We start from the raw sequence: 23293 nt of genomic DNA, 5'->3' as shown, positions 1-23293 counted from the left end.
AGCCGCCGTACGGTGGTCCCGCGTACGGCCAGCAGCCACCGTACGGCCAGCCTTATCCCCCGCAGCCTCCGCAGCGCAAGAGCAAGGTGTGGTTGTGGGTTCTGCTCGGTGTGCTCGCCGTGATCCTGCTTGGTTGCGCGGGGTGCTTCACCGTGCTGAAAAGCGGGGTGGACAACGCCGCGGAGGACAGCGCGGCGCGTACATCGGTAGCTCCGGTGGGGTCGGAGGTACGCGACGGAAAATTCGGCTTCGTCGTCACCGCGGTCGATCCGCCGGTCGCCTCTGTCGGGGACAACGAGTTCCTGAAGTCGGACGCCCAGGGTGAGTACATCCTCGTACACGTCGATGTGACCAACACCGCGGGCGAGCCGCAGACCTACTTCGGATCGAATCAGAAGCTCATCGACGATCAGGGCAGGGAATTCGCGAACGATACGTCCGCCGAGATCAACCTGAACACCGACCTGTCCGCGGGGATCAATCCGGGGAACAAGAAGTCGGTGGTGATCGCCTTCGACGTGCCCAAGGGGACCGTCCCCGCCGCCATCGAATTCCATGATTCCATGTTCTCCAACGGCGTCCGGGTGGCCCTGCGGTAACAGGTCGGTGCCAGTCGCAACCTCTGTTGCGGTCGGGCGAAAGCGCCCCGGTATCGTCCGGGGCGCTTTCGCATTTCGTCTGTACCGCGCACGGGCACGCTGCGGCGTGAACGCTCTCGGCGCGGGTTCGTCGCACGTACGCATTCAGCGCATGTCGGGTTTCGGGGCGCGCCCCGGTGACGTCAGGAGCGAGCATGACCAATCCACCCGGTGATCAACCACCGTTCGGCCAGCAGTCGCCCGGAATGCCCTCGGGGCCGCCCGGATACCCGCACGCCGGGTTCGGGCCGGGACAGACACCACCGCCGCCGGGATCGCCGGATGTGTTCCCGCCGCAGCAGCAGCCGCCGAAGAAGAGCCGGACCGGGTTGTTCATCGCGCTCGGCGTGGTCGCGCTGGTCGTGATCGGCGCGCTGATCACGGGGGTGGTGCTGACGGTGCAGGGGCGCACACCGCTGGCCTCGGACGAGAAGAAGATCGAGGTCGCGATCCGCGATTTCTACGACACCCTCGACTCGGACGGTTTCATCGCGGCCGCGGCGCTGGCCTGCGCGGCCGATCGGTCCGAGATCGACAACCTGTCCCCCGAGCAGCGCCAGCAGTTCGATTCCGCGACGGTCTCGGTGACCATCGACAAGGTCGAGGACATCGTCATCACCGGCGACACCGCCAAGGCGACGGTGGTCGGCAAGCTGACGCTCTCGGTCGCGGGCGAGGAGCCCAACACCGAGGACAGCACCGAGGAGCACCTGAAGAAGGAAGACGGCACCTGGAAGATCTGCTCGGCGCCCGCCACCAAACACTGACCGAACGGTAACCCGATCCGCGCACGTCAGCCGGGGTATCTTCCTTAGGTAAGCCTCATCACAGGATGGGGACCCTGTGTGGAAGGACGCCGATGACGTCGCGAAGTTGGAAACCCCTGGCCGGGCTGATGGCGATCGCGGTGGCGGCGCTCGGTGTGAGCGCGTGCTCGTCCTCCTCGGGCGACGCCGACGAGATCACCGTCTACAACGCCCAGCACGAGTCCCTCACCAAGGAGTGGGCCGCGGCGTTCACCGCGGAGACCGGGATCAAGGTCGTCCTGCGGCAGGGTGGCGACACCGCCCTCGGCAACCAGCTGGTCGCCGAGGGCGCCAACTCCCCCGCCGACGCCTTCCTCACCGAGAACTCCCCGGCCATGGCCCTCGTCGAGAACGCGGGCCTGTTCGCCGACGTCGACAAGGCAACGCTGGACCAGGTGCCTGACCGGTACCGCCCGTCGACCGGCAAGTGGACCGGCGTCGCGGCCCGCGCCACGGTGTTCGTCTACAACAAGGACAAGCTGCCCACCGCGGGCCTGCCCGCCTCGCTGCTCGACCTGGCGCAGCCGCAGTGGAAGGGCCGTTGGGGCGCGGGCACCTCGGGCGCCGACTTCCAGGCGATCGTCGCGGGCCTGCTGGCGCTGAAGGGCGAGGACGTCACCCGCTCCTGGCTGCAGGGCATGAAGGCCAACGCGACCTCGCTGCAGAACAATGTCGCGACCATGAAGGCGGTGAACTCGGGCAACCCCGAGGGCGGCGTGATCTACCACTACTACTGGTACCGCGACCAGGCCAACACCAAGGAGGGCAGCGCCGATACCGCGCTGCACTACTTCAAGAACCAGGATCCCGGCGCCTTCGTCAGCGTATCCGGCGGCGGCGTGCTGAAGTCGAGCGAGAAGCAGGAGGCGGCGCAGAAGTTCCTGGCCTACATCACCGGTAAGCGGGGCCAGGAGATCCTGCGCGACGGCACCTCGATGGAGTACCCGGTGGCGAGCGATGTCGCCGCCAACCCCGCGCTGCCGCCGCTGGCCGACCTGCAGGCCCCCGCGATCGATCCGAGCAAGCTCGATTCGAAGAAGGTCACCCAGCTGATGACCGAGGCGGGACTGCTGTAGGTGGCCCTGCGGACCGCATCAACGGCAACACCCCGGGTCGGCAGGCCCGGGGTGTTCGTCACGCTCGTCGCGCTGGCGCTGACGGCGGCGACGTTCATCCCGCTGGGCTACATCGTCTCGGTGCTGTTCGACACCGGCTTGCGCGCGGCCGCTGAGCTGGTGTTCCGGCCTCGGGTCGGCGAATTGCTCACCAACACCATCGCTTTGGTGGTGTGGACGGTGCCGGTGTGTGTGGCGCTCGGGGTCGGGCTGGCCTGGCTGGTCGAGCGCACCGACGTGCCGGGCCGGGCGTGGTGGGGTCCGGTGCTGGTCGCGCCGCTGGCGGTGCCCGCGTTCGTCAACAGCTACGGCTGGGTGAGCGTGTTCCCGTCGATGTACGGACTGTCGGCGGCGGTCATCGTGGCCACGATGTCGTACTTCCCGCTGGTGTACCTGCCCGTGGCGGCCACGCTGCGCAGGCTCGATCCGGCGATCGAGGAATCGGCGCGCGCGCTCGGATCCGGTCCGGTGGAGGTGTTCTGGCGCATCGTCGTCCCGCAGATGCGGTTGGCGATCCTGGGCGGCGCGCTCTTGATCGGCCTGCATCTGCTCGCCGAGTACGGCGCGTTCGTGATGCTGCGCTACGACACGTTCACCACCGCGATCTTCGAGCAGTACCAGAGCAGTTTCGCCGGACCGGCGGGCAGCATGCTGGCCGGTGTGCTCGTCCTGTGCTGTCTGGCCCTGCTCGGCGGCGAGGCGCTGCTGCGTGGCAACGCGCGCTACGCCAGGCTCGGCGGCGGCGCCCAGCGCGCGGCGCGCCCGATCATGGTGGGCTGGTGGCGGATTCCGCTGTTCGGCGTGCTGGTCACGGTGGTCGTCGGCGCGCTGGGCGTGCCGCTGTGGACGATCGGGCGCTGGCTGTGGCTGGGCGGCGCGGCGGTGTGGGATACCGAGGTGATCGGGCGGGCGCTGGGCCAGACCATCGGCCTGGCCGCGGCCGCCGCGCTGATCACCACGCTGTGCGCGTTTCCCGTCGCGTGGATCGCGGTGCGCTCGACCAGCCGGTTCGCCCGGGTGATCGAGGGCGCGAACTACATCACCAGCTCACTGCCCGGGATCGTGATCGCGCTCGCGCTGGTGACGGTCACCATCCGCTGGGCCCCGCCGCTCTATCAGACGGTGACGCTGGTGATCATCGCCTACGCGCTGATGTTCCTGCCCCGCGCGCTGGTGAGCGTGCGGGCCGGGCTGGCGCAGGTGCCGGTCGGGCTGGAGGAGGTGTCGCGCTCGCTGGGCGAGTCGGGCTCGGCCACGTTCTTCCGGGTGACCCTGCGGATGACCGCGCCCGCCGCCGCCTCGGCCGCGGCACTGGTGTTCGTCGCCGTGTCCACCGAGCTCACCGCGACACTGCTGCTGGCGCCCAACGGGACTCGCACGCTGGCCATGCAGTTCTGGGGCCTGTCGGGCGAACTCGACTACGCCGCCGCCGCACCGTACGCGCTGATCATGATCGTCGCGGCGATCCCGGTGACCTACGTGCTGTTCACCCAGTCCAGAAAGGCGGCCGGGGTATGAGCGAGACGGCAGCGTGCGTGACCACGGAGGGCGCCCGCGCAGACCGAAAGGACACAGCATGAGTCGGCTTCTCGTGCAGGCGGTGTCGAAGACGTTCGGGGCGACCCGGGTGCTCGATCACATCGATCTCGACGTCCCCGACGGCACCGCCGCGGCGGTCGTCGGCGCGTCGGGCTGCGGCAAGACGACCCTGCTCCGGGTGATCGCCGGCTTCGAGGCACCCGATACCGGCACCGTGCGGCTCGGCACGGAAACCGTTGTGCGCCAGGATGTCTGCTTGCCGCCGCAGCACAGGCGGATCGGTTACGTCGCGCAGGACGGTGCGCTGTTCCCGCATCTGAGCGTCGCCGACAACATCGCCTACGGCCTGCACACCGGCTGGCGCGGCCTGGGCGAGCGACTGCGCCGCCACCGCGACCGCGACCGCGTGGCCGAGCTGCTGGCGATGGTGTCGCTGGATCCCGGGTACGCCGATCGCACACCGCATCAGCTCTCCGGCGGTCAGCAGCAGCGGGTGGCGCTGGCCAGGGCGCTGGCTCGCAAGCCCGATCTGATGCTGCTCGACGAGCCCTTCAGCGCCCTCGACACCGGCCTGCGCGCCACCACCCGGCAGGCGGTGGCCGACACCCTGCGCGCCGCGGGCATGACCAGCATCCTGGTCACCCACGATCAGGAGGAAGCCCTCAGCTTCGCCGCGCAGGTGGCGGTCATGCGCGACGGCCGGTTCACCCAGGTGGGCCCGCCCGAGCAGGTCTATCACCACCCGGCCGACCTGTTCACCGCCCGCTTCCTCGGCGACTGCATTCTGCTCGATGCGCTCTGCGAGGCCGATGTCGCCAAATCCGCGCTCGGCCCGGTCCCGGTCCAGCGCGACGCCCCCACCGGCGAGACCACCCTGATGCTGCGGCCCGAGCAGCTCACCGCCGAGGTCGTCACCGCCGAGCACAGCGGGACGGTGACCGAGGTCGACTTCCGCGGGCCCGATGTCCTGCTCACCATCGACCTCGTCGAGGGCGCGGGCACCGTCACGGTCCGCCGCACCGGCATCGCGGCACCGGCGCGCAGTGATCGCGTCCGCCTGACCGTGCGGGGCACCGGGACGGCCTACGCGAAACAGGCGCCCCACCCGATGGGTGGAGCGCCTGTCCCGATCAGAGCGAGCGGCGGGAATTGAACCCGCGTAAACGGCTTTGCAGACCGTTGCCTCAACCACTCAGCCACGCCCGCCTCGCCCTAGAGAGTGCCCGGTTCGACCGGTGTTGCCCAGAGTTACGCTCGCCGTGAGCGAAATGCCGTCGCGCCGACTGGGCGGCAGCGACCTGGCCCTATGCGATGATCAATGCCATGTCTCGGCCACGACCGCTTCCGCATGACCCGATCGCCGAAGCGCACCGGCAATGGACCGGGCACGGCTGGGGCGCGGTGGCCGACGGCATGGCCGCGGTGACGTCGCTGGTGCGGGCGCAGCAGATCGTCATGGCCAGGGTCGACGAGGCGCTGAAACCCTCTGGCCTGACCTTCTCCCGCTACGAACTGCTGCAACTGCTCAGTTTCAGCAAGACCGGCGCGCTGCCCATGGCCAAGGCCAGCGCGCGCCTGCAGGTGCATCCGACCAGCGTGACCAATACCGTGGACCGGCTCGAGGCGGCCGGCCTGGTGGTCCGGGTGCCGCATCCGAGCGACCGGCGCGCGACGCTGATCGAAATCACCGACGCGGGAAGGACATCGGTGGCCGAGGCGACCGCGGCCCTCAACGCCCAGGTGTTCGCCGAGCCCGGCCTGCCGCCGGACCGGATCCGCGCCCTGCTGACCCTGCTCGCCGAGTTCCGGCACGAGGCGGGCGACTACGAGGTTCCCGACGCGGAAAACCTCGCATTCCACGCGACCTGGCAACCGACCGGCGAATCACCGGCCGACCCGCTTGGCAGCTAGCGGAAATTGGTCCACGATGTAGCCCATGGTGCTGGTCCTGGGGGTATCGGCGGGTGCGGGTGGTGCCCGCGCCGTGCTGACCCACTCCGATCAGCCGCATCTGCCCCCGGTGGACCGGCTCCGGCTACCGCGCAGGGCGGGCGGCTCGGTCGACGAGGCGGTGTTGTCGGTGATCCGCCGGATGCGGGTCGCGGCACTGGCGCGCGGCGAGTGTGTCACCGCGACGGCGGTCACCTGCCGCAGCGAGGCGCACGCCGACGCGATCCGGGCGGCGATCGGTAGGTCCGAGGTCGGCATCGTCGACGAACCGCTCGCGCAGCTGCGCTATCTGCGCTTCACCGGGATGCTGCCCGACTGCGAGTCGGTGATCCTCTACGACCTGGGCTGCTCGGGTCTGACTGTCACCCATGCCGATTGCCGCACCGACACGATCCTGGCCAGCAGGCGCAGCACGGTCCTCAGCGGCGACGGCTACGACGCGCTGCTGCGCTGGCAGCTCGCCCGCGGCGGCGTGCTGGCCGACGCGCGCACCACCAGGGCGCATCGCGAGTCGCTGAGCCGGGCCAGGGTGGTGACGGCGACCGACGCGGACACCGGCGGTCGCGCCGTGGTGACCCGCAGCGACCTGGCCGAGCTGTGCGAGGCGGGGCTGCATCATTCGGCGTCGTTCGTGCGTCAGCTGGTCGAGGAGACGGGTGTGCGGCCGGGCGCGCTGGTGCTGCTCGGCGGGTGCACCCGCAATCCCTCGCTGCGCGCCGATCTGGCCCAGCGGATCGGGCTACCGATCGTCTACGACCCCGAACCGGACTATGTCTCCGCGCGCGGTGCGGTGCTGCTGGCCGCGCAGCGCCCAGCGGCCCGCCTGCGCATGCCGCGCCTGCGGGCGGGCAGCGCGGTGGTCGCCCGCGAGACCCGCCCCCGGCCGGGCAGGCGAAAACTCATCGCCGCGATGGCGGTGACGGCCACGCTCGGCGGCACGGTCGCCGGCCTGCTCGGCACCGACGACCCGTCGGCGCGGTCCCCCGAACCGGGAACCGCGCCGACGACTGCCCAGCTCACCGATGGTTCGCTGCGGCTGAAACAGAACTAGCTGTTGGTGAAGTTCGGCGCGCGCTTCTCGACGAAGGCGGCCATGCCTTCCTTCTGATCGTCGGTGGCGAACAGCGAGTGGAACACCCGGCGCTCGAACAGCACGCCCTCGGTCAGCGTGGTCTCGAAGGCCCGGTTGACGGCTTCCTTGGCGATCATCGCGACCGGCAGCGACATCGAGGCGATGGTCTGGGCGGTCTCGAGCGCGGCGTCGAGCAGCTGGTCGGCGGGCACGATCCGGGACACCAGCCCGGCGCGCTCGGCTTCCTCGACGCCCAAGGTGCGGCCGGTCAGGATCAGATCCATGGCCTTGGCCTTGCCGACCGCGCGGGTCAGCCGCTGCGAGCCGCCGATGCCGGGGATCACGCCGAGCTTGATCTCGGGCTGACCGAACTTGGCGGTGTCGGCGGCGATCAGGATGTCGCACAGCATCGCCAGCTCACAGCCGCCGCCGAGGGCGAAGCCCGCGACGGCCGCGATGGTCGGCTTGCGGAAGTCGGCCAGTCGATCCCAGCCGGCGAAGGCGTTGGCCGAGAACATGTCCATGTAGGACTTGTCCGCCATCTCCTTGATGTCGGCGCCCGCCGCGAAGGCCTTCTCCGAGCCGGTGATGACGACCGCGCCGATGGAGTCGTCGTTCTCCAGCTCGTCGAGCGCGGCGATGACGTCCTCGAGGACCTGCGCGTTGAGAGCGTTGAGCGCCTTGGGCCGGTTCAGCGTGATCCAGCCGACCGCGCCCTTGCCCTCGCCGCCGCCCTTGCGCTCCAGCAGAATCGTCTCGAAATCGGTCACCAGGCACCCTCTTGTTCTTCAGTGGTCACGGATGGTGCAGACGATACCGAGCCCCGCCGCCCCTCGGCCACGCGGGCAAACCGGCTAGTAGGCGTGGCGGAATGCCCGGTGTGCCCGAGCCGCTGAGGCACAATCGGGGCATGGCCACCGACCAATTCGCGCGGATCACCCGGCTGCGCGCGCTGATCGAACACGAGAACACCGGCGCGGACGAGCGGGCGACGGCCCAGCGCATGCTCGACCGGATTCTGCGGAAATCCCACGGCGACACCGTCTCCGCCGCGGCGCCGGATCGGGTGTACGGCGCCAGGCACCACCGGCCGGGCAGGCACGCGAGCACCGCCTCGATCGTCGAATCGGTCCGCGACGACATCGCCTTCGCCCGGACCTTCGCCGTGGTCGGCGGGCCGGGCGAGCTGACGGTGCACAGCCCGCTCGCGGCCGCGCCCGCCGAGCTCACGGTGGCGGTGAGCACGCCGTTCGCCGATCAGATCGTCGTCACCATCGCCGACATCCCGCCCGCGTGGGGCTGGGAGTGCGACGAGTTCGACCGCACCACCGCCACCGCGGATCTGCGCCGCCTCGCCGACGAACTGGCCGAGATCATCGACAGCTACAACCACAACGGCGCCGACGTGGGCCCGCGGTTCTTCCGCACGATCCGCGCGCAGGAGACCACGCTGATCCGCTGACTCAGTCCGGCTGTCCCGGCCCGGCGAGCAGCACGATCAAGCCGACGGTGAGCACGACCGCGCCGATCGCCAGCACCACACTCGCGACGACCGGACCGCCGTCGGTCCGCTCGGCCACCGTCTGTCCCACCGCGATCGCCACCGCCGCCGCCCCGCCGAGCACCAGGACCGGCTCTCGCCGCGCCGCGTACAGCACCAGAAAAGCCACCCCGACCAGGGCGGTCAGCGCGGGCCGCCACAGCGATTCGCCGGGTGTCACCGATTGCGCCCCGCCCACCATGATCAGTCCGCCGATCAGGTACCCGGCCCAGTCGGCGACGAACAGCCGCGTCCAGGCCAACCCGATCCACAGCGCGCCGAACAGCATCAGCAGCACGCCCGGCCACGCGGACCGGTAGTCGAACACCGCCGAGGTGGAGGTCACCGCGCTCGCGACGCCGAACCCGCCCATCGCGACCATCCCGAGCACGGTCGGCACCAGCAGATATCCGAGCACCGCGACGAGTAACCCGGCGACCGCGGCCGCGATCTCGGCCTCGTCGCCGAAGGCCGTGACCACCGCACCGCAGACCATGCCGGCGGCCAGCGCCAGCAGCACCGCCGCGAGCCGGCTGCGCCCCGCCGACGCGATCGGCACCCGCCGGAAGATCCCGTCGCACCCACCGGCCAGCAGGACCGCGCCGGTAATCGCGCACCCGGCCACGACCAGCAGCAACACCACCCGTCCGGTCTGCGCCACGTCCGACCACGCCCGCCCGAGGAACAGCACCACCCCGGCCGCCACCAGGCCCGCGCCCAGATACGCGACGATCTCGGCGATCATCCGGCCCGCGCTCGCCCGGCCGGCCCGGTCCTCGGCGTCGACCGCCCGCAGCACCGCACCGCGCTGGTCGCCGCTGATCACGCCCGCCGCCACCAGCCGCTCCAGCGCCACACCCACCCTGTGTTCGCGAACCATCCGTCGAGTATGTCGACCGGGGTGCGCGATCCGGCCGAAACCGGCCCGCCGCGTTTCGCGCCGGAGTGACGCAGTTCATACTACAATTAGTTGGACGTCCTAGTATTGGTCGTACTATCTGCTGCGGAGGCAGTCATGAGCGAGTCCAGCGCCCTGCATGTGCCGGTCCATCCCGTGCGATTCGTGACCTCGGCGGCCCTGTTCGACGGGCACGACGCCGCGATCAACATCATGCGGCGCATCCTGCAGGCCCAGGGCGCCGAGGTGATCCATCTCGGCCACAACCGGTCGGTGCGCGAGATCGTCGACGCGGTGCTCGAGGAGGACGTGCAGGGCGTCGCGGTCAGCTCGTATCAGGGCGGGCACATCGAATTCTTCGAGTACCTGGCCACGGCGCTGGGTGAAGCGGGCGCTGGCGAGGTGCGGATCTTCGGCGGTGGCGGCGGCGTGATCGTCGCCGAGGAGATCGAGCGGCTGGCGCGCGCCGGGGTGCGGATCTTCTCCCCCGAGGACGGCCAGCGCCTCGGCCTGCCCGGCATGATCAACGAACTCGTCCGGGAGTGCGACGTCGACCTGACCGCCACCCCGCCCGATCTCGACGCCCTCTACACCGGCGACCGGAACGCCCTGGCGCGCACCATCACCTGCCTCCAGCAGGGCGCGCTGCCCGCGGCGGACCGGACCGCGATCCTGGCCGCGGCCGACAAGCGCCGGGTACCGGTGCTCGGCATCACCGGCACCGGCGGCTCCGGAAAGTCCTCACTCACCGACGAATTGGTGCGCAGGCTGCGCACCGATCAGCAGGACAAGCTGCGCATCGCGGTCCTCGCGGTGGACCCGACCCGGCGCCGGGCGGGCGGCGCGCTGCTCGGCGACCGCATCCGGATGAACGCCCTCGACGGCGACCACGTGTACTTCCGTTCGCTGGCCACCCGGGGCAATCACGAACTGCCCGACGACATCGACACCATGATCGCGGCCTGCCGCGCCGCGGGCCACGACCTGGTGATCCTGGAGACCCCGGGCATCGGCCAGGGCGACGCGGGCATCGTCGACCACGTCGACGTGGCGCTGTACGTGATGACGCCGGAGTTCGGCGCGGCCTCCCAGCTCGAGAAGATCGACATGCTCGACTACGCCGACGTGGTCGCGGTCAACAAGTACGAGCGCCGTGGCGCGGCGGACGCGGTCCGCGATGTCGCGCGCCAATTGATCCGCAACCGTGGCGAATTCGGCGCGCAGCCGGCCGACATGCCGGTCTACGGCACCAGCGCGGCCACCTTCGACGACGACGGCGTCACCGCCCTCTACCAGCACCTGACCGGACTCCTCGGCGCGCGCGGACTATCCCTCGAACAGGGCGCGCTCCCCCGCGTAGACACCAAGGTCTCGACCCGGTTCGCCCAGCTGGTGCCCCCGTCCCGGGTCCGCTACCTGGCCGAGATCGCCGAGACCGTGCGCTCCTACCACGCCGACACCGCCGCGGAAGTCGCTGCGGCCCAGCGTGTTCAGCGGTTTCGGCTGGTACACGAGGAACTGCCCGGCGACGCCGCCGTCGCCGACCTGCTGACCGCCGCGCGCGACACCCTCTCCCCCGCGTCGACCGCGCTGCTGGCCGAATGGCCCACCGTCACCGCGAGTTACGCGGGTGCGGAGCAGATCGTGCGGGTCCGCGATCGCGAGATCCGCACCCCACTCCGGCGGGAATCCCTGTCCGGCTCCAGCATTCCCCGCGTCGCCCTGCCGCGCTACACCGACGACGGCGAACTGCTGCGCTTCCTGCGCGCGGAGAACCTGCCGGGCCGATTCCCGTTCACCGCCGGGGTCTTCCCGTTCAAGCGGGACAACGAGGACCCGGCCAGGATGTTCGCCGGGGAGGGCGATCCGGCGCGGACCAACCGCCGGTTCAAGGTGCTCAGCGCGCACGCCGAGGCGACCAGGCTGTCCACCGCGTTCGACTCGGTCACCCTCTACGGCCACGATCCGGCCGAGCGTCCCGACATCTACGGCAAGGTCGGCACCTCGGGTGTCTCGGTGGCCACCATCGAGGACATGCGCACGCTGTTCGACGGTTTCGACCTGTGCGCGCCGACCACCTCGGTGTCGATGACCATCAACGGACCGGCCCCGACCATCCTCGCGTTCTTCCTCAACACCGCGATCGACCAGGCGCTGGACCGGTTCACCGAGGCCGAGGGGCGCGCGCCGACCCCGGACGAGGCGGCCGAGGTCAGGGCGCGCACGCTCGCGACCGTGCGCGGCACCGTGCAGGCCGACATCCTCAAGGAGGACCAGGGGCAGAACACCTGCCTGTTCTCCACCGAGTTCAGCCTGCGGATGATGACCGACGTGCAGGAATGGTTCGTGCGCAACGATGTGCGCAATTTCTATTCGGTGTCGATCTCCGGATATCACATCGCCGAGGCCGGGGCGAACCCGATCAGCCAGCTCGCCTTCACACTGGCCAACGGCTTCACCTATGTGGAGACCTACCTCGCGCGCGGGCTGGCGATCGACGACTTCGCGCCGAATCTGTCGTTCTTCTTCTCCAACGGCATGGACCCCGAATACACCGTGATCGGCCGGGTCGCCCGGCGGATCTGGGCGGTCGCGATGCGCGACCGGTACGGCGCGGGCGAACGCGCGCAGAAACTGAAGTATCACGTGCAGACCTCGGGGCGTTCGCTGCACGCGCAGGAAATGCAGTTCAACGACATCCGGACCACGCTGCAGGCGCTGATCGCGGTCTACGACAATTGCAACAGCCTGCACACCAATGCCTTCGACGAGGCGGTGACCACCCCTACCGAGGATTCGGTGCGGCGCGCGCTGGCCATCCAGCTCATCATCGCCAAGGAATGGGGGCTGGCGGTCAACGAGAATCCGCTCCAGGGCAGTTTCGTCGTCGACGAGCTCACCGATCTGGTCGAGGAGGCGGTGCTGCTGGAATTCGAGCGGATCAGCGAACGCGGCGGGGTGCTCGGCGCGATGGAGACCGGGTACCAGCGCGGTCGCATCCAGGACGAGTCGATGCGCTACGAACAGCGCAAACACGACGGCTCCTTGCCGATCGTCGGCGTGAACACCTTCCGTGGGCACGACGACGAGGCCGCGCACGGGCCGCTGGAACTGGCCCGCGGCACCGAGCAGGAGCGCCGTTCCCAGCTGGACCGGCTGCATACATTCGTCGACGAGAACGCCGAACGATCCCATCGCGCGCTGGCCAGGTTGGCCGAGGTCGCCCATACCGACGGCAATATCTTCGAGGTGTTGATGGACGCCGCGCGGGTGTGCACCCTACAGCAAGTCACCGATGCTTTCTTCGCTGTCGGTGGTCAGTATCGACGGACCGTCTGAACCGATCGCCGCGAGCACGAATCCGTACAGACCTGGCGCGCGCGTGTGACAATTGCCGCCAGCACCAGCCAGCGGCGGCGATGGGACGTACAGCAATGGACCTGACCGACCTCGACATCATCGATGCGCACATCCATCAATGGGATCCGAGAGCGACGCCGCGCGAATTCAGCAAGCTCGCCACCCTGCTGCGCTACCTGCCGCTGCCGATCGATATCGCGGCGAAGCTGGCGCCGCGGCGCGACCGCGAATTCGTCGGCGATCCCACCGCCTATACCGGCCCGTATCTGCCCGCCGACTATCGCAACGACCTGGGGACAACGGCGGTCCGCGGCATCGGGCACTGCGAAGTGGAATGGACCGGCTGGAAGCCCGACGAGACCCGCTGGGTGGCCAGCCTGCCGTTCGGCGTCGACACCCCGGCCCTGACCGCGATCATCGGGGCGGCCGATCCCGCCGCCGCGGACTTCGGCGCGGTGCTCGACGCGCACCAGTCGGCCTCGCCGCTGCTGCGCGGGATCAGGTCCATGGTCGCCCACCACCCCGATCCGGGCGTGAAGTCGTTCGCGCCGACCGACGGCCACCTGACCTCCCCCGGCTTCCTGAACGGCTTCGGCCTGCTCGCCGAGCGCGGCCTGTCCTTCGACGCCTGGGTGTATTCGGGGCAGCTGGCCGAGGTGACCGCGCTGGCCGAGCGATTCCCCGAGGTCACGATCGTGCTCGACCACCTGGGGACGCCCGCGGGCATCTTCGGCCCGGTCGGCAAGGACACCGGGCACACCGCCGCCCAGCGCGCCACGCTGTTCGACCGCTGGCGCGACGACCTCACCGACCTGGCCGCCCAGCCCAATGTGGTGACCAAGATCAGTGGCCTGATGATGCCGGTCCTCGGGCACCCGGTGCCCCCGCGCGGCGTCCCGACGCCGGTGCCCACCCTGATCGACCGGATTCGCCCGATGCTCACGCACGCGCTGACGGTGTTCGGCGCCAACCGGCTGATCTGGGGCTCGAACTTCCCGGTCGACAAGCCGATCACCAGCCTCACCGGCGCGGTCGAGACCGTCGCGGGCGTACTCACCGAGGCGGGGGTGGGCGCCGAGGACCTGCGGAAGGTTTTCGGCGGCAATGCGGTCCGGGTCTACCGCATCGACACGGCGGCGACGGAGTGACGGCCGTGTCGGTGGCCCGGTTTAGCATCGCCGCATGAAGGCAACCGGCACGTTCGAAGTCACCGCGTTCGACCCCACCGACCTGCGGCCGCAGCCGCCCATCGACACCGGGCTGCCGGTCGGCGTCACCCTGATGACGAAGGTCTACGCCGGCGAGATCACCGGCACCTCGGCGACGCTGTTCACCGCGGCGTTCGACATGTCCACCGGCGCGGGCACCTACATCGCCATGGAGTCCTTCGAGGGTGCCCTGGCAGACAGGTCCGGCGCGTTCAACTTCGTCCACTCCGCCACCACCGGCGGCACCGATCGCACCGACGAGTTCTTCCACATCGTCCCCGCCAGCGGCACCGGCGACCTCACCGGCATCACGGGCACCGGCGCCCTCTACGTCGACGCCACCGGCGGCCACCACATCTGGTTCGACTACGAGCTGCCCTGACTCAGCTGTCGAATTCCTGGTACAGCGAACGTAGTTCGCGCAGGCCGGCCGCCGCGGTCTGCTCGTCCTCGGTGGACATGCGCAGCGCGCGGCGCAGCGGGATCGGGTCGAGATCCTCGATGACGGCGTGGAATTCGACGCGGGGTAGTTCGGGAAGGTGCAGGTCGTCGCCGTAGGGGTCGTCGGATTCGTCGGTGCGGGCGGACTTCTCGACGCCGCCGATGAGGGTGTCGAGGTCGAGGCCGCGCAGGGTGAGGATCTCGCCGGGTTGCTCGTCGAGGCGCTCGGCGAGCAGGTAGCAGACCGCGGCGACGTGTTTGCAGGGCCAGCCCATGTCCGGGCAGCTGCAGGAGAAGTCGAGCTCGGACGCCGTGGTGGGCAGCAGGTGCGGGCCGAGCGCGGGTGGCAGTGCGCCGGAGGCGATCTCGGCGAGCATGCCGGGCGCCGCCCTGATCTCGGCGAGCAGCAGGTCGATCTCCTCCGCGCGCAGCGGCCGCATCGCCAGTACCGAGGTGAACGGGCTGGGCTGGCTGCCCTGCACCTCGGCGGTGACGGCACCGCGTTCGATCCGGTAGTTCACTACCTGGCCGACCCTGGCGTAGGTGCGCCCGCGCGAGAGCCTGCCCGCGTCGGCCACCTGCTCCACCGCGTCCAACAGGGATCGGCCCCACCAGGTCCGGCCGAAACCGCCGCGCGCCGCGGCACCACCGGTGACCGGCCTGCGCGGCCCGAACTGACTGAAATCGGCCACTAGTCGCCCACCGCCTCGGCGCCGAGGGTGAACAGTTCGCGCAGTTCGTCGGTGCTCAGTTCGGTGATCCAGTTCTCGCCCGCGCCGACGGCGAGCTCGGCCAATTGCTTCTTTCCGCTGATCATCTCGTCGATCCGCTCCTCGATGGTGTCGACGCAGACCAGTTTGCGGACCTGCACCGCGCGCTGCTGGCCGATCCGGAACGCCCGGTCGGTGGCCTGGTTCTCCACCGCCGGATTCCACCAGCGGTCCAGGTGGATCACGTGATTGGCGGCGGTGAGGTTGAGCCCGGTGCCGCCCGCCTTGAGCGAGAGCAGCATCAGCGGCGGGCCGTGCTCGGTCTGGAACCCGGTCACCATCTCGTCGCGGCCCTTCTTGGACACCCCGCCGTGCAGGAACGGGATGGGGGTGCCGAAGCGCTCGGTGAGGAACGGCAGCACCAGGTCGCCGAACTCGCGGAACTGGGTGAACAGCAGGGCCTTCTCGCCGTCGGCGACGACGGCGTCGAGCACGTCCTCGACCAGGGCGAGCTTGCCGGAGCGGTGGCTGCCGCGGCGCAGGATCGGCGAGCCGTCGCCGAGGAAGTGCGCGGGGTGATTGCAGACCTGTTTGAGCCGGGTCAGCGCGCCGAGCACCGCGCCCTTGCGTGCCATGCCCTTCGCGTCCTTCAGTTTGGCCAGCATGTCGTCGACGACGGCCTGGTAGAGCGCGGCCTGCTCGACGGTGAGGTTGGCCCGCACCGTCATCTCCAGCTTCTCCGGCAGATCGCTGATGACGGCCGGATCGGTCTTGAGCCTGCGCAGCACGAACGGGTCGGTGATCAGCCGCAACCGGTCGACGGCCTGCTGATCGCGTTCGCGTTCGATCGGCACGGCGAACTTGGCCCGGAACGACTGCGGGCTGCCGAGCAGTTTCGGCATGGCGAAGTCGAACAGCGCGCGCAGTTCCTCGAGGCGGTTCTCCACGGGCGTTCCGGTGAGCGCCAGCCGGTGTCGCGCGGGCAGTGCGCGCGCCGCGCGCGACTGGCGGGTGGCGGCGTTCTTGATGTGCTGGGCCTCGTCGAGCACGATCCGCTCCCACCGCTGCTCGCTGAGCAGGGTCGCGTCGCGGGCCAGCAGGGCGTAGGTCGTCACCACCAGGTCCGCGTCGGCCACCGCCGCGGCGAAGGCCGTGTCGGTGAGCCTGCCCGGTCCGTGGTGGACGAGCACCCGCAGGTCGGGGGTGAATCGCTGGGCCTCGCGCTGCCAGTTGCCGACCACCGACATCGGGCAGACCAGCAGGGTGGGGCCGACTTCCGCGGGACCGGCGTCGACCGTGCTCGTCTCGCGTTCGTGCGCGAGCAACGCCAATACCTGCACCGTCTTGCCCAGGCCCATGTCGTCGGCCAGGATCGCACCGCAGCTGAGCCTGCTCATCGTGGCCAGCCAGCTCAGGCCGCGTTCCTGGTAGGGCCGCAGCTCGGCTTTCAGGCCCACCGGCACCGGCACCGGCTCGGGTTCGCCTTCCCTGGCGAACAATTCGGCCGCCCAGCCGACGGCGGTGACCTCGGTGACCGGCACATCGTCGACCCGTTCGGCGGCGAGTTCGCCGATCATGTCGGCCAGCGTGATCGGCGTGTCGTCGGCGTGCAGCGCGACGTAGCGTGCGGCCGCGGCGAGCACCCGGTGATCGGCCTGCACCCACTCCCCGCGCAGCTGCACGAGATCGGACTTGCTGCGGATCAGCCGCTCCATCTCGGCCTTGGTGAGCACCAGGTCGCCGAGCGCCAGTTCCCAACGGTAGGACAGCAATCCGCTCAGGCCGACGGTGGTCTCGGCGGCGGCCGGACTGCTCACCCGCAGCCGCATGCTCGGTTCGGCGATGTTCCAGGCGCGTGGCAGCAGCAGGCGGATGCCGGCTTCCTGCAGGGCGTGCGCGCCGTGCGCGACCAGGTCGGCGACGACCGCGGTGGGCAGCAGCAGGTCGAGCCCGCGCGGGTCGGTGGGCAGATCGCGCAGGCGTGGATACGCCTTGCGGGCGTGGCCGAGTTTCTCCGCCGCGGTCCGGACGAGAACCGGATCATCATCGAGGACAACGGGTTTGGGCGCGTCGTCGACCGGGCGCAGGCAGACCTGTAACCGCCACAGCGCCACCGATTCGTCGACGGCGCCGAACTCGCCGTCGGGTTCGCACAGGCGCAGGACCAGTTCCGGTTCGTCGGCGGCGTAGCCCGCCCGCCACTGGTCCAGGGTCTCCGCCAGCCGGTAGGAGCCCGCCTCGAGCGGGGTGTCACCGACCAGAGCCTGCAGCAGCGGGTGCGTGAGCGTGCGATGCGCGAGGTATTCGCGCGCGATCGGGTCGGTGAGCTCGGTGACCAGGTCCTCGAGCACCGCCGACGGCGACCCGGCCACGCGCAACGCGGCGGGCATCGCGGCGGCCAGCTCGGCCAGCCACGCCCGCTGCCGCTGCCCGCCGACCAGCCGCCAGCGCACCCACCACTGGCCGTCGGCCCGCTCGACCTGCGGCACCACCCGGCCCGCCCGCACCCACCGCTCGACACCGCGAGCGACATGCCCGAGGAAGCGCAGATCACCGGCGATGTGCTCGCGCCCGAGCCTGCTGCGCAGCACGACGGCCGCCGTCGGCGGCGCGAGCGCGTGCGCGCGCACCTCGGCGGTACCGGACTGCCCCGCGGCATCGACGACGAGCACCTCGGCGCGATGCCGGAACCTGGCGCGTTCGAGGATGTCGCCCAGCACCGAGCCGACCGCCACCGGCGCCCCGTCGTGCCACAGCAGCAGGCCCGACCCGGGGGACCACAGACCGTGCAGCATGGGCTCCATCCAAGCAGCCGGCACCGACAACCGGCGCGGCGCCTCCTCCCCCTGGATTTCTCGCCGATCCCGGAACATACTTGGATATCCCCTGGTCACGGGCCGGACCATCCACCGGCGACAACTGCATAACGACCCAGGCGAACCGGGCTCGCTCCGGCTCGGCCGATGAACCCCCTGTAATGCGTGTGGAGGGCAGTGATGACGATTCTGCTCCAGGTTCTCGAGCAGAGCTATACCCCGACAACCCCGTGGGAACGGCGCAAATTCACTTTCATCGACACCGGAAAGATCGTCGGCATGCGCCTGGACGGCCAATCCGGTGTGTGGCTCGACCTGTCCAGACCCGGCGAATCCCAGCGTCTGGCGCACACGGTCGATCCGCGCGAGTCGATCACCTTCCTGTTGACCGTGTTCGCCAAGATCGCCGAATGCGAGGACCGTGGCGGGTCCTGGCTGGTCGGCCACGACGGCACGCACGTGTCCTCGATCGCGGCGACGCGGTTCCCACCGAATTCCAGCGAAGTGGCCGCCGACGACATCCTCGCCCGCGCCTGGCTCTAGACCCCGCACGGGTTGTTGTCGGTACCTCCGGCTACAACCCGCAGGTACGCGGACTCGGGCCTGGCTGCTGGTGCTCGCGGTCGCGGGCTGTGGCGTTCTCACCCCGGATGAACCGGTCACCCCGGCACCCGGCAGTCCGACGCGTGCCGAGGTGACGGACCGCAAGAGTCCGAGTTGCCCGACCAACATCGGACCGCGCAGGAATATCGAATACCTGCGAGCGGGGGAATGTAATGTACGGGGAAATTCAAGGAGGCGAGAATGGACAAGCGCCGCCGATCAAGAGTCACGACACTTCTATTCATCCAAATTTTCCGGTAGTCGAGCCGGACGATCACCGAAGTCGCTCGGCCGGTACAGCCTTGCCTCGACCTGGGTGACGTGGCTGGCACCGGTACTCGTTGCGATTCCTGCCGGACTGGCATTGTCCTGGTGGCGGCGCGCCCGGGTTTTCGCACTGGCATCCACGGTGACGTTCGGCCTCGGCGCTGCCGCGGTCGCCGCAGTCGTGATTTCTTTCGAGGTCAACGGGTTCGCGCCCGACTGACCTGCCCGGAGTAGCCGGGTCAGAGTGGCCGCGGTCCCCAGACCCGAACCCAGCGTGCCGAGGGCGCTGGTGCCCTTCTGATGGTCGCCGGACCGTGTGGTTTGCAGCTTCTGGATCGGCAGAACCAATCCCGGTAACCAACGAATCCAGCTCGGCCACAATATATTTCAACACTACAACTACATCTACGACATCGCCTCAGGAGAACGCCGTTACCGGACGAGCCGACGGGCGGCACCGCCCGGACCAGACCCCGCGCGGGTTTGTTGTCGGTGCCTCCGGCTACAACCTGCAAGTATGCGGACTCGAGCGTGGCTGCTGGTGATGGTGCTCGCGGTCGCGGGTTGTGGCGTTCTCACCCCGGATGAACCGGTCACCCCGGCACCCGGCAGTCCGACGCGTGCCGAGGTGACAGCCCTGCTCGATCAGGTGCGGGTGATCGCGGCCCGCCCGCGGCCCGGTGGCTACGAACGTGGCTGCAAGGCGGGTCAGGCGTGTGTTTTCGGCGCGGCCTGGTCCGACGACACCGAGGCTCCCGGCGGCCACGACGGCTGCGATACGCGCAACAACGTCCTCGCCGCTCAGTTGCGCGAGGTGGTGCTGCGTGGTCGCTGTGTCGTCGTCGAGGGCGTCCTCAGCGATCCCTATACCGGCACCGACATCACCTTCCGCAAGTCCGACGGCGGGCGCGTCCAGATCGACCACGTCTACCCCTTGGCCGCCGCCTGGGACATGGGCGCCGCCGCCTGGCCGCCCGCCCGGCGTCTGCGCTTCGCCAACGATCTGTCGGTGAATCTGCTGGCCACCGGCGCCGCCACCAACCAGTCCAAGGGTGACGACACCCCGGCCGACTGGCTGCCCCCGGCCCGCGCCAACCACTGCTTCTACGCCGCCAAATACCTCACCGTCGCCGTCGACTACGACCTCCCGATCACCGCCGCCGACAACGCCGCCCTCCACGACATCGCCCGTGGGTGCCCTTAGGCCGAGTGGTCGGCGCCGGACGAGTCGGCATCCGCTGTGCCGAGTAGGCACGCCGTCACCGAGCCCGACCGCGACGCCCGGTTGGACCGCCGCGCCGGGTCAGCACTGCGTACCGGGTCAGCGCTGCGTACCGGGTCAGCGCCGGCTCAGGCGCCCGTCGCGACCGGCCGCTTCGGGTCGTTGGACCACTGCGACCAGGAGCCCGGGTACAGCGTGGCCGGGATGCCCGCGACGGCGAGGGCCGCGATCTGGTGGGCGGCGGTGACGCCGGAGCCGCAGTACACCGCGACCGGGCCCTCGCCGAAGGCAGCGAAGCGGGCGCGCAGGGCGTCGGCGGTGTGGAAACGTCCGGTGGCGTCCAGGTTCTCGGCGGTCGGGGCGCTCACCGCGCCGGGGATGTGCCCGGCCTGCGGGTCGACCGGCTCCACCTCGCCGCGATAGCGTTCGCCCGCGCGGGCGTCCAGGAGCACGCCGGACCAGCCCGCCGCGGCGTCGGCGTCGATCACCGGCAGGCCGCCGGGGCGGACCACCAGGTCACCGGCCTCGGGGTCCGGCTCCGCGCCGGTGGCGAGCGCGCCGTCCGCGGCGGTCCAGGCGGGCAGGCCGCCGTCCAGGATGCGGACGTCCGCGACACCGGCCCAGCGCAACAGCCACCAGGCCCTGGCCGCGGCCATCCCGCCGGTCGCGTCGTAGACCACCACCGGTTCGCCCTCGCCCAGTCCCCAACTGCGCGCGCACTTCTCGAAGGTGCCCGGATCGGGGAGCGGATGGCGGCCGCGCGCGGGTGCGGGCGCGGCGGCGAGCTCGGTCTCCAGGTCGACGAAGACCGCGCCCGGGATGTGCCCGTCGAGATAGTGCTGCGGGCCGTTCGGATCACCGAGCGCCCACCGCACATCGAGCAGGTGGATCTTCTTGTCCGCCAGTTCTTCCCGGAGTTCTTCCGGGGAGATCAATACCGCGCCCACTGCCACTCCTCACCACGTCGTACCCGCTGAAGCCCCCGCAGTCGCCACCCTACGCAGTGTGGCGGTTCACCGGTGCCGAACCTGCCCGTGACCTCGGCCCGACGCCGGGATCGAGCGCGCGGGGCACGAACTGGACCGGCTCGGTCTCGCCCCGATCAGGCCACTTTCCCGGTACTGGCAGGCGACAGCGGCCGGTCGGACGGGCAATATCGGCACAATGTCGCAGGTCACCACCACGTCGCCCGATGAGGTCACCGAGCCGAGGGCGGGCATCGCGCAGCCGCTCGGCGCGGGCGCGATCACCGCACTGGTCGGGTTCACCAGTTCGTTCGCGGTGGTGCTCAGTGGCCTGCGGGCGGTCGGTGCGAGTCCGGCGCAGGCGGCATCCGGGCTGATGATCCTGTGTTTCACGCAGGGCATCGGCATCCTGCTGCTCAGTTTCCGGTACCGGATCCCGATCACGCTGGCCTGGTCGACACCGGGTGCGGCACTGCTGGCGAGCACCGGGCTGGTGGCGGGCGGCTGGCCCGGCGCGGTGGCGGCGTTCGCGGTGACCGGCGTGCTCGTCGTCATCACCGGGTTGTGGCAGCGGCTCGGGTCGCTGGTGGCGGCGATCCCGGTGCCGATCGCGCAGGCGATGCTCGCCGGTGTGCTCGTCCCGCTGTGCCTTGCGCCGGTGCAGGCGTTGCGCACCTCCCCCGCGGTGGTGGTCCCGGTCATCCTGGTGTGGCTGGTGCTGCAGCGGTACGCGCCGAAGTGGGCGGTGCTGGTCGCCTTCGTCACCGCGGCGGTCGGCACCGGGATCGACATCGCGGTCCGCGACCGTCACCTCGACCTCGCCGCCATGGTGCCGACGCTGGAATGGACGGCGCCGCACTGGCATTGGCAGGCGATCGTCGGCATCGCGGTGCCGCTCTACATCGTCACGATGGCCTCGCAGAACATTCCCGGTGTCGCGGTGATGCGCTCGTTCGACTACCAGGTGCCGTGGCGCGCGTCGATGCTCGTCACCGGGATCGGCACCATCGCCGGCGCCGCGGCGGGCGGCCACGCGATCAACCTCGCCGCCATCAGCGCCGCCCTGTCGGCCGCCCCCAGCGCGAGCCCCGACCCGAAACGCCGCTGGATCGCCGCCGCCACCGCGGGCGGGTCCTACCTGATCCTCGGCCTCGCCTCGGCCGCCCTGGTCACCCTGATCGCCGCGGCCCCGGCGGGCACCCTGGAAACCGTCGCGGGCCTGGCCCTGCTGGCCACCCTCGCCGCCGCCCTCACCGGCGCCCTGTCCGACCCCGACCACCGCATGCCCGGCCTGGTCACCTTCCTGGTAGCCGCCTCCGGCACCACCCTCTTCGGCATCGGCGGCGCCTTCTGGGCCCTCCTAGCCGGCCTCCTCATCCGCCGCTTCCTCCCCCGAAACGCCTAGCCGACTCGACCGAACCGCGCCAATACCACCTATAGCATCTAGACCCCAGAGGGGGTATTCTCGACGCAGTGGGTTGGCGCATCTACCTCACCAAGCAGGTCCTGAACTGGGTCGACAGCTTGGACGATGTCATGTTCGACCACTACGAAGCAGCGCGTCAGGAACTGGAGGCAAGGGGACCCGCACTCGGACGCCCGTGGGTCGACTCCCTGCGTACATCGAGGCATTCGAATATGAAGGAGCTACGCATCCCCGGCTCGAACGCCAGGATCATTTTCGCGTTCGACCCGAAACGATCGGCAATTCTCTTGATCGCCGGTGACAAGACGAACCAGTGGCAGCAGTGGTATCGAGACAACATCCCGATCGCCGACCGCATATTCGACGAGCACATAGGAAGACTGGGCTGATGGAGCTATTCGACACCAGCGACTCGCGCCATCCGCGCGGTGGATACGACCAGGCGCGAGTCGCCGCCACGCGGAAGAAGATGCGTTCCGTCGAGCGGGCCTACCGGCTCGCCGAACTTCGAGAAGCGCAGCAGCTCAATCAGACCGAGCTGGGCAACAAGATCGGAATCGGGCAACGCACCGTGTCGAAGATCGAGCACGGCGAGATCGAGCGGTCACGGATCGAGACGATTCGCAAGTATGTCGAGGCCCTCGGTGGCGAAATCCAGGTCGTCGCGCGATTCGGCGACGAGGCCTACACGATCGCCTGACCGCCGTCGGGCGATCG

General features: G+C 70.0%; 22 protein-coding genes and 1 tRNA gene. 16 read left to right on the top strand and 7 right to left on the bottom strand.

Annotated features, from left to right (window positions below; translation table 11 throughout):
• Positions 1-86 precede the first annotated feature (86 nt).
• From ACFVW6_RS24455 to ACFVW6_RS24435, 5 genes are all read left to right on the top strand, one after another.
• Positions 87-599: a DUF4352 domain-containing protein gene (locus ACFVW6_RS24455; protein WP_378830065.1), complete on the top strand. Its 513-nt coding sequence runs from the start codon at positions 87-89 to the stop codon at positions 597-599.
• A gap of 194 nt (positions 600-793) precedes the next feature.
• Positions 794-1405, top strand: coding sequence for a hypothetical protein (locus ACFVW6_RS24450; RefSeq protein WP_378830064.1), 612 nt, complete (start codon positions 794-796; stop codon positions 1403-1405).
• 92 nt (positions 1406-1497) lie between these two features.
• Positions 1498-2520 carry an iron ABC transporter substrate-binding protein gene (locus ACFVW6_RS24445; RefSeq protein ID WP_357349501.1) on the top strand — a complete coding sequence of 341 codons (1023 nt, stop codon included), beginning with the start codon at positions 1498-1500 and terminating at the stop codon, positions 2518-2520.
• Positions 2521-4077 carry an ABC transporter permease gene (locus ACFVW6_RS24440; RefSeq protein ID WP_378830062.1) on the top strand — a complete coding sequence of 519 codons (1557 nt, stop codon included), beginning with the start codon at positions 2521-2523 and terminating at the stop codon, positions 4075-4077.
• A gap of 58 nt (positions 4078-4135) precedes the next feature.
• Positions 4136-5251, top strand: coding sequence for an ABC transporter ATP-binding protein (locus tag ACFVW6_RS24435; RefSeq protein ID WP_378830060.1), 1116 nt, complete (start codon positions 4136-4138; stop codon positions 5249-5251).
• Here ACFVW6_RS24435 and ACFVW6_RS24430 read toward each other — a convergent pair.
• A tRNA-Cys gene (locus tag ACFVW6_RS24430) sits at positions 5233-5304 on the bottom strand. The two genes, ACFVW6_RS24435 and ACFVW6_RS24430, sit on opposite strands and share 19 nt — an antisense overlap.
• 117 nt (positions 5305-5421) lie before the next feature.
• Between ACFVW6_RS24430 and ACFVW6_RS24425 the strand changes: the two genes are divergently transcribed.
• Both ACFVW6_RS24425 and ACFVW6_RS24420 read left to right on the top strand, forming a co-directional pair.
• The gene (locus ACFVW6_RS24425) at positions 5422-6009 is read left to right on the top strand and encodes a MarR family winged helix-turn-helix transcriptional regulator (protein ID WP_378830059.1); all 588 of its coding nucleotides are present in this window, start codon (positions 5422-5424) and stop codon (positions 6007-6009) included.
• 25 nt (positions 6010-6034) lie between these two features.
• Positions 6035-7099: a hypothetical protein gene (locus ACFVW6_RS24420; RefSeq protein ID WP_387792793.1), complete on the top strand. Its 1065-nt coding sequence runs from the start codon at positions 6035-6037 to the stop codon at positions 7097-7099.
• On the opposite strand, the gene ACFVW6_RS24415 is transcribed toward ACFVW6_RS24420, so the two are convergent.
• Positions 7096-7890: an enoyl-CoA hydratase gene (locus tag ACFVW6_RS24415; RefSeq protein WP_378830057.1), complete on the bottom strand. Its 795-nt coding sequence runs from the start codon at positions 7888-7890 to the stop codon at positions 7096-7098. The two genes, ACFVW6_RS24420 and ACFVW6_RS24415, sit on opposite strands and share 4 nt — an antisense overlap.
• A 140-nt stretch (positions 7891-8030) precedes the next feature.
• Between ACFVW6_RS24415 and ACFVW6_RS24410 the strand changes: the two genes are divergently transcribed.
• Positions 8031-8582, top strand: a complete 552-nt coding sequence (locus tag ACFVW6_RS24410; RefSeq protein ID WP_378830056.1) for a hypothetical protein — start codon at positions 8031-8033, stop codon at positions 8580-8582.
• 1 nt (position 8583) lies between these two features.
• Here the strand turns inward: ACFVW6_RS24410 and ACFVW6_RS24405 are convergent, their stop codons facing one another.
• Positions 8584-9540, bottom strand: coding sequence for a DUF2157 domain-containing protein (locus ACFVW6_RS24405; RefSeq protein ID WP_378830055.1), 957 nt, complete (start codon positions 9538-9540; stop codon positions 8584-8586).
• Positions 9541-9675: 135 nt separating this feature from the next.
• Between ACFVW6_RS24405 and icmF the strand changes: the two genes are divergently transcribed.
• From icmF to ACFVW6_RS24390, 3 genes are all read left to right on the top strand, one after another.
• The gene (icmF, locus tag ACFVW6_RS24400) at positions 9676-12897 is read left to right on the top strand and encodes a fused isobutyryl-CoA mutase/GTPase IcmF (RefSeq protein ID WP_378830053.1); all 3222 of its coding nucleotides are present in this window, start codon (positions 9676-9678) and stop codon (positions 12895-12897) included.
• A gap of 80 nt (positions 12898-12977) precedes the next feature.
• Positions 12978-14066 carry an amidohydrolase family protein gene (locus ACFVW6_RS24395; protein ID WP_378830052.1) on the top strand — a complete coding sequence of 363 codons (1089 nt, stop codon included), beginning with the start codon at positions 12978-12980 and terminating at the stop codon, positions 14064-14066.
• A gap of 34 nt (positions 14067-14100) precedes the next feature.
• Positions 14101-14508: a DUF3224 domain-containing protein gene (locus ACFVW6_RS24390; protein ID WP_378830051.1), complete on the top strand. Its 408-nt coding sequence runs from the start codon at positions 14101-14103 to the stop codon at positions 14506-14508.
• A 1-nt stretch (position 14509) separates the two neighbouring features.
• Here the strand turns inward: ACFVW6_RS24390 and ACFVW6_RS24385 are convergent, their stop codons facing one another.
• Together ACFVW6_RS24385 and ACFVW6_RS24380 are read right to left on the bottom strand one after the other, a co-directional pair.
• A complete protein-coding gene (locus tag ACFVW6_RS24385) occupies positions 14510-15259 on the bottom strand; it encodes an SWIM zinc finger family protein (protein WP_378830050.1) in 750 nt (249 codons plus the stop codon).
• The gene (locus ACFVW6_RS24380) at positions 15259-18072 is read right to left on the bottom strand and encodes a DEAD/DEAH box helicase (protein WP_378830048.1); all 2814 of its coding nucleotides are present in this window, start codon (positions 18070-18072) and stop codon (positions 15259-15261) included. Before ACFVW6_RS24380 ends, ACFVW6_RS24385 begins: the two co-directional genes overlap by 1 nt.
• A 201-nt stretch (positions 18073-18273) precedes the next feature.
• Here ACFVW6_RS24380 and ACFVW6_RS24375 point away from each other — a divergent pair, with 201 nt between their 5' ends.
• Positions 18274-18636, top strand: coding sequence for a hypothetical protein (locus tag ACFVW6_RS24375; protein WP_355283490.1), 363 nt, complete (start codon positions 18274-18276; stop codon positions 18634-18636).
• Positions 18637-18933: 297 nt separating this feature from the next.
• On the opposite strand, the gene ACFVW6_RS24370 is transcribed toward ACFVW6_RS24375, so the two are convergent.
• A complete protein-coding gene (locus tag ACFVW6_RS24370; protein ID WP_378830047.1) occupies positions 18934-19311 on the bottom strand; it encodes a hypothetical protein in 378 nt (125 codons plus the stop codon).
• 169 nt (positions 19312-19480) lie between these two features.
• Here ACFVW6_RS24370 and ACFVW6_RS24365 point away from each other — a divergent pair, with 169 nt between their 5' ends.
• Complete coding sequence (locus ACFVW6_RS24365) at positions 19481-20167, top strand: HNH endonuclease family protein (protein ID WP_378830045.1); 687 nt, start codon at positions 19481-19483, stop codon at positions 20165-20167.
• Between the two features lie 146 nt (positions 20168-20313).
• On the opposite strand, the gene ACFVW6_RS24360 is transcribed toward ACFVW6_RS24365, so the two are convergent.
• Positions 20314-21132 carry a sulfurtransferase gene (locus ACFVW6_RS24360; protein ID WP_378830044.1) on the bottom strand — a complete coding sequence of 273 codons (819 nt, stop codon included), beginning with the start codon at positions 21130-21132 and terminating at the stop codon, positions 20314-20316.
• 217 nt (positions 21133-21349) lie between these two features.
• Between ACFVW6_RS24360 and ACFVW6_RS24355 the strand changes: the two genes are divergently transcribed.
• The 3 genes from ACFVW6_RS24355 (at position 21350) to ACFVW6_RS24345 (ending at position 23276) form a co-directional block, all read left to right on the top strand.
• Positions 21350-22555 carry a benzoate/H(+) symporter BenE family transporter gene (locus tag ACFVW6_RS24355; RefSeq protein WP_378830043.1) on the top strand — a complete coding sequence of 402 codons (1206 nt, stop codon included), beginning with the start codon at positions 21350-21352 and terminating at the stop codon, positions 22553-22555.
• Positions 22556-22623: 68 nt separating this feature from the next.
• The gene (locus ACFVW6_RS24350) at positions 22624-22965 is read left to right on the top strand and encodes a type II toxin-antitoxin system RelE/ParE family toxin (protein WP_355283475.1); all 342 of its coding nucleotides are present in this window, start codon (positions 22624-22626) and stop codon (positions 22963-22965) included.
• Complete coding sequence (locus tag ACFVW6_RS24345; RefSeq protein WP_355283472.1) at positions 22965-23276, top strand: helix-turn-helix transcriptional regulator; 312 nt, start codon at positions 22965-22967, stop codon at positions 23274-23276. Before ACFVW6_RS24350 ends, ACFVW6_RS24345 begins: the two co-directional genes overlap by 1 nt.
• Positions 23277-23293: the final 17 nt, after the last annotated feature.

The sequence above is a fragment of the Nocardia sp. NPDC058244 genome, assembly GCF_042882065.1.
Taxonomy (GTDB): Bacteria; Actinomycetota; Actinomycetes; order Mycobacteriales; family Mycobacteriaceae; genus Nocardia.
The sequence above is the reverse complement of the archived record's forward strand: the minus strand, read 5'-3'. Positions and strand labels throughout refer to the sequence as shown.

Excerpts from the sequence above, each read along its gene's own strand:
- ACFVW6_RS24450 (WP_378830064.1), top strand. The coding sequence starts at position 794 with ATGACCAATCCACCCGGTGATCAACCACCGTTCGGCCAGCAGTCGCCC.
- ACFVW6_RS24445 (WP_357349501.1), top strand. The coding sequence starts at position 1,498 with ATGACGTCGCGAAGTTGGAAACCCCTGGCCGGGCTGATGGCGATCGCG.
- ACFVW6_RS24435 (WP_378830060.1), top strand. The coding sequence starts at position 4,136 with ATGAGTCGGCTTCTCGTGCAGGCGGTGTCGAAGACGTTCGGGGCGACC.
- ACFVW6_RS24425 (WP_378830059.1), top strand. The coding sequence starts at position 5,422 with ATGTCTCGGCCACGACCGCTTCCGCATGACCCGATCGCCGAAGCGCAC.
- ACFVW6_RS24420 (WP_387792793.1), top strand. The coding sequence starts at position 6,035 with ATGGTGCTGGTCCTGGGGGTATCGGCGGGTGCGGGTGGTGCCCGCGCC.
- ACFVW6_RS24410 (WP_378830056.1), top strand. The coding sequence starts at position 8,031 with ATGGCCACCGACCAATTCGCGCGGATCACCCGGCTGCGCGCGCTGATC.
- ACFVW6_RS24405 (WP_378830055.1), bottom strand. The coding sequence starts at position 9,540 with ATGGTTCGCGAACACAGGGTGGGTGTGGCGCTGGAGCGGCTGGTGGCG.
- icmF (WP_378830053.1), top strand. The coding sequence starts at position 9,676 with ATGAGCGAGTCCAGCGCCCTGCATGTGCCGGTCCATCCCGTGCGATTC.
- ACFVW6_RS24395 (WP_378830052.1), top strand. The coding sequence starts at position 12,978 with ATGGGACGTACAGCAATGGACCTGACCGACCTCGACATCATCGATGCG.
- ACFVW6_RS24390 (WP_378830051.1), top strand. The coding sequence starts at position 14,101 with ATGAAGGCAACCGGCACGTTCGAAGTCACCGCGTTCGACCCCACCGAC.
- ACFVW6_RS24380 (WP_378830048.1), bottom strand. The coding sequence starts at position 18,072 with ATGCTGCACGGTCTGTGGTCCCCCGGGTCGGGCCTGCTGCTGTGGCAC.
- ACFVW6_RS24375 (WP_355283490.1), top strand. The coding sequence starts at position 18,274 with ATGACGATTCTGCTCCAGGTTCTCGAGCAGAGCTATACCCCGACAACC.
- ACFVW6_RS24365 (WP_378830045.1), top strand. The coding sequence starts at position 19,481 with ATGCGGACTCGAGCGTGGCTGCTGGTGATGGTGCTCGCGGTCGCGGGT.
- ACFVW6_RS24355 (WP_378830043.1), top strand. The coding sequence starts at position 21,350 with ATGTCGCAGGTCACCACCACGTCGCCCGATGAGGTCACCGAGCCGAGG.
- ACFVW6_RS24345 (WP_355283472.1), top strand. The coding sequence starts at position 22,965 with ATGGAGCTATTCGACACCAGCGACTCGCGCCATCCGCGCGGTGGATAC.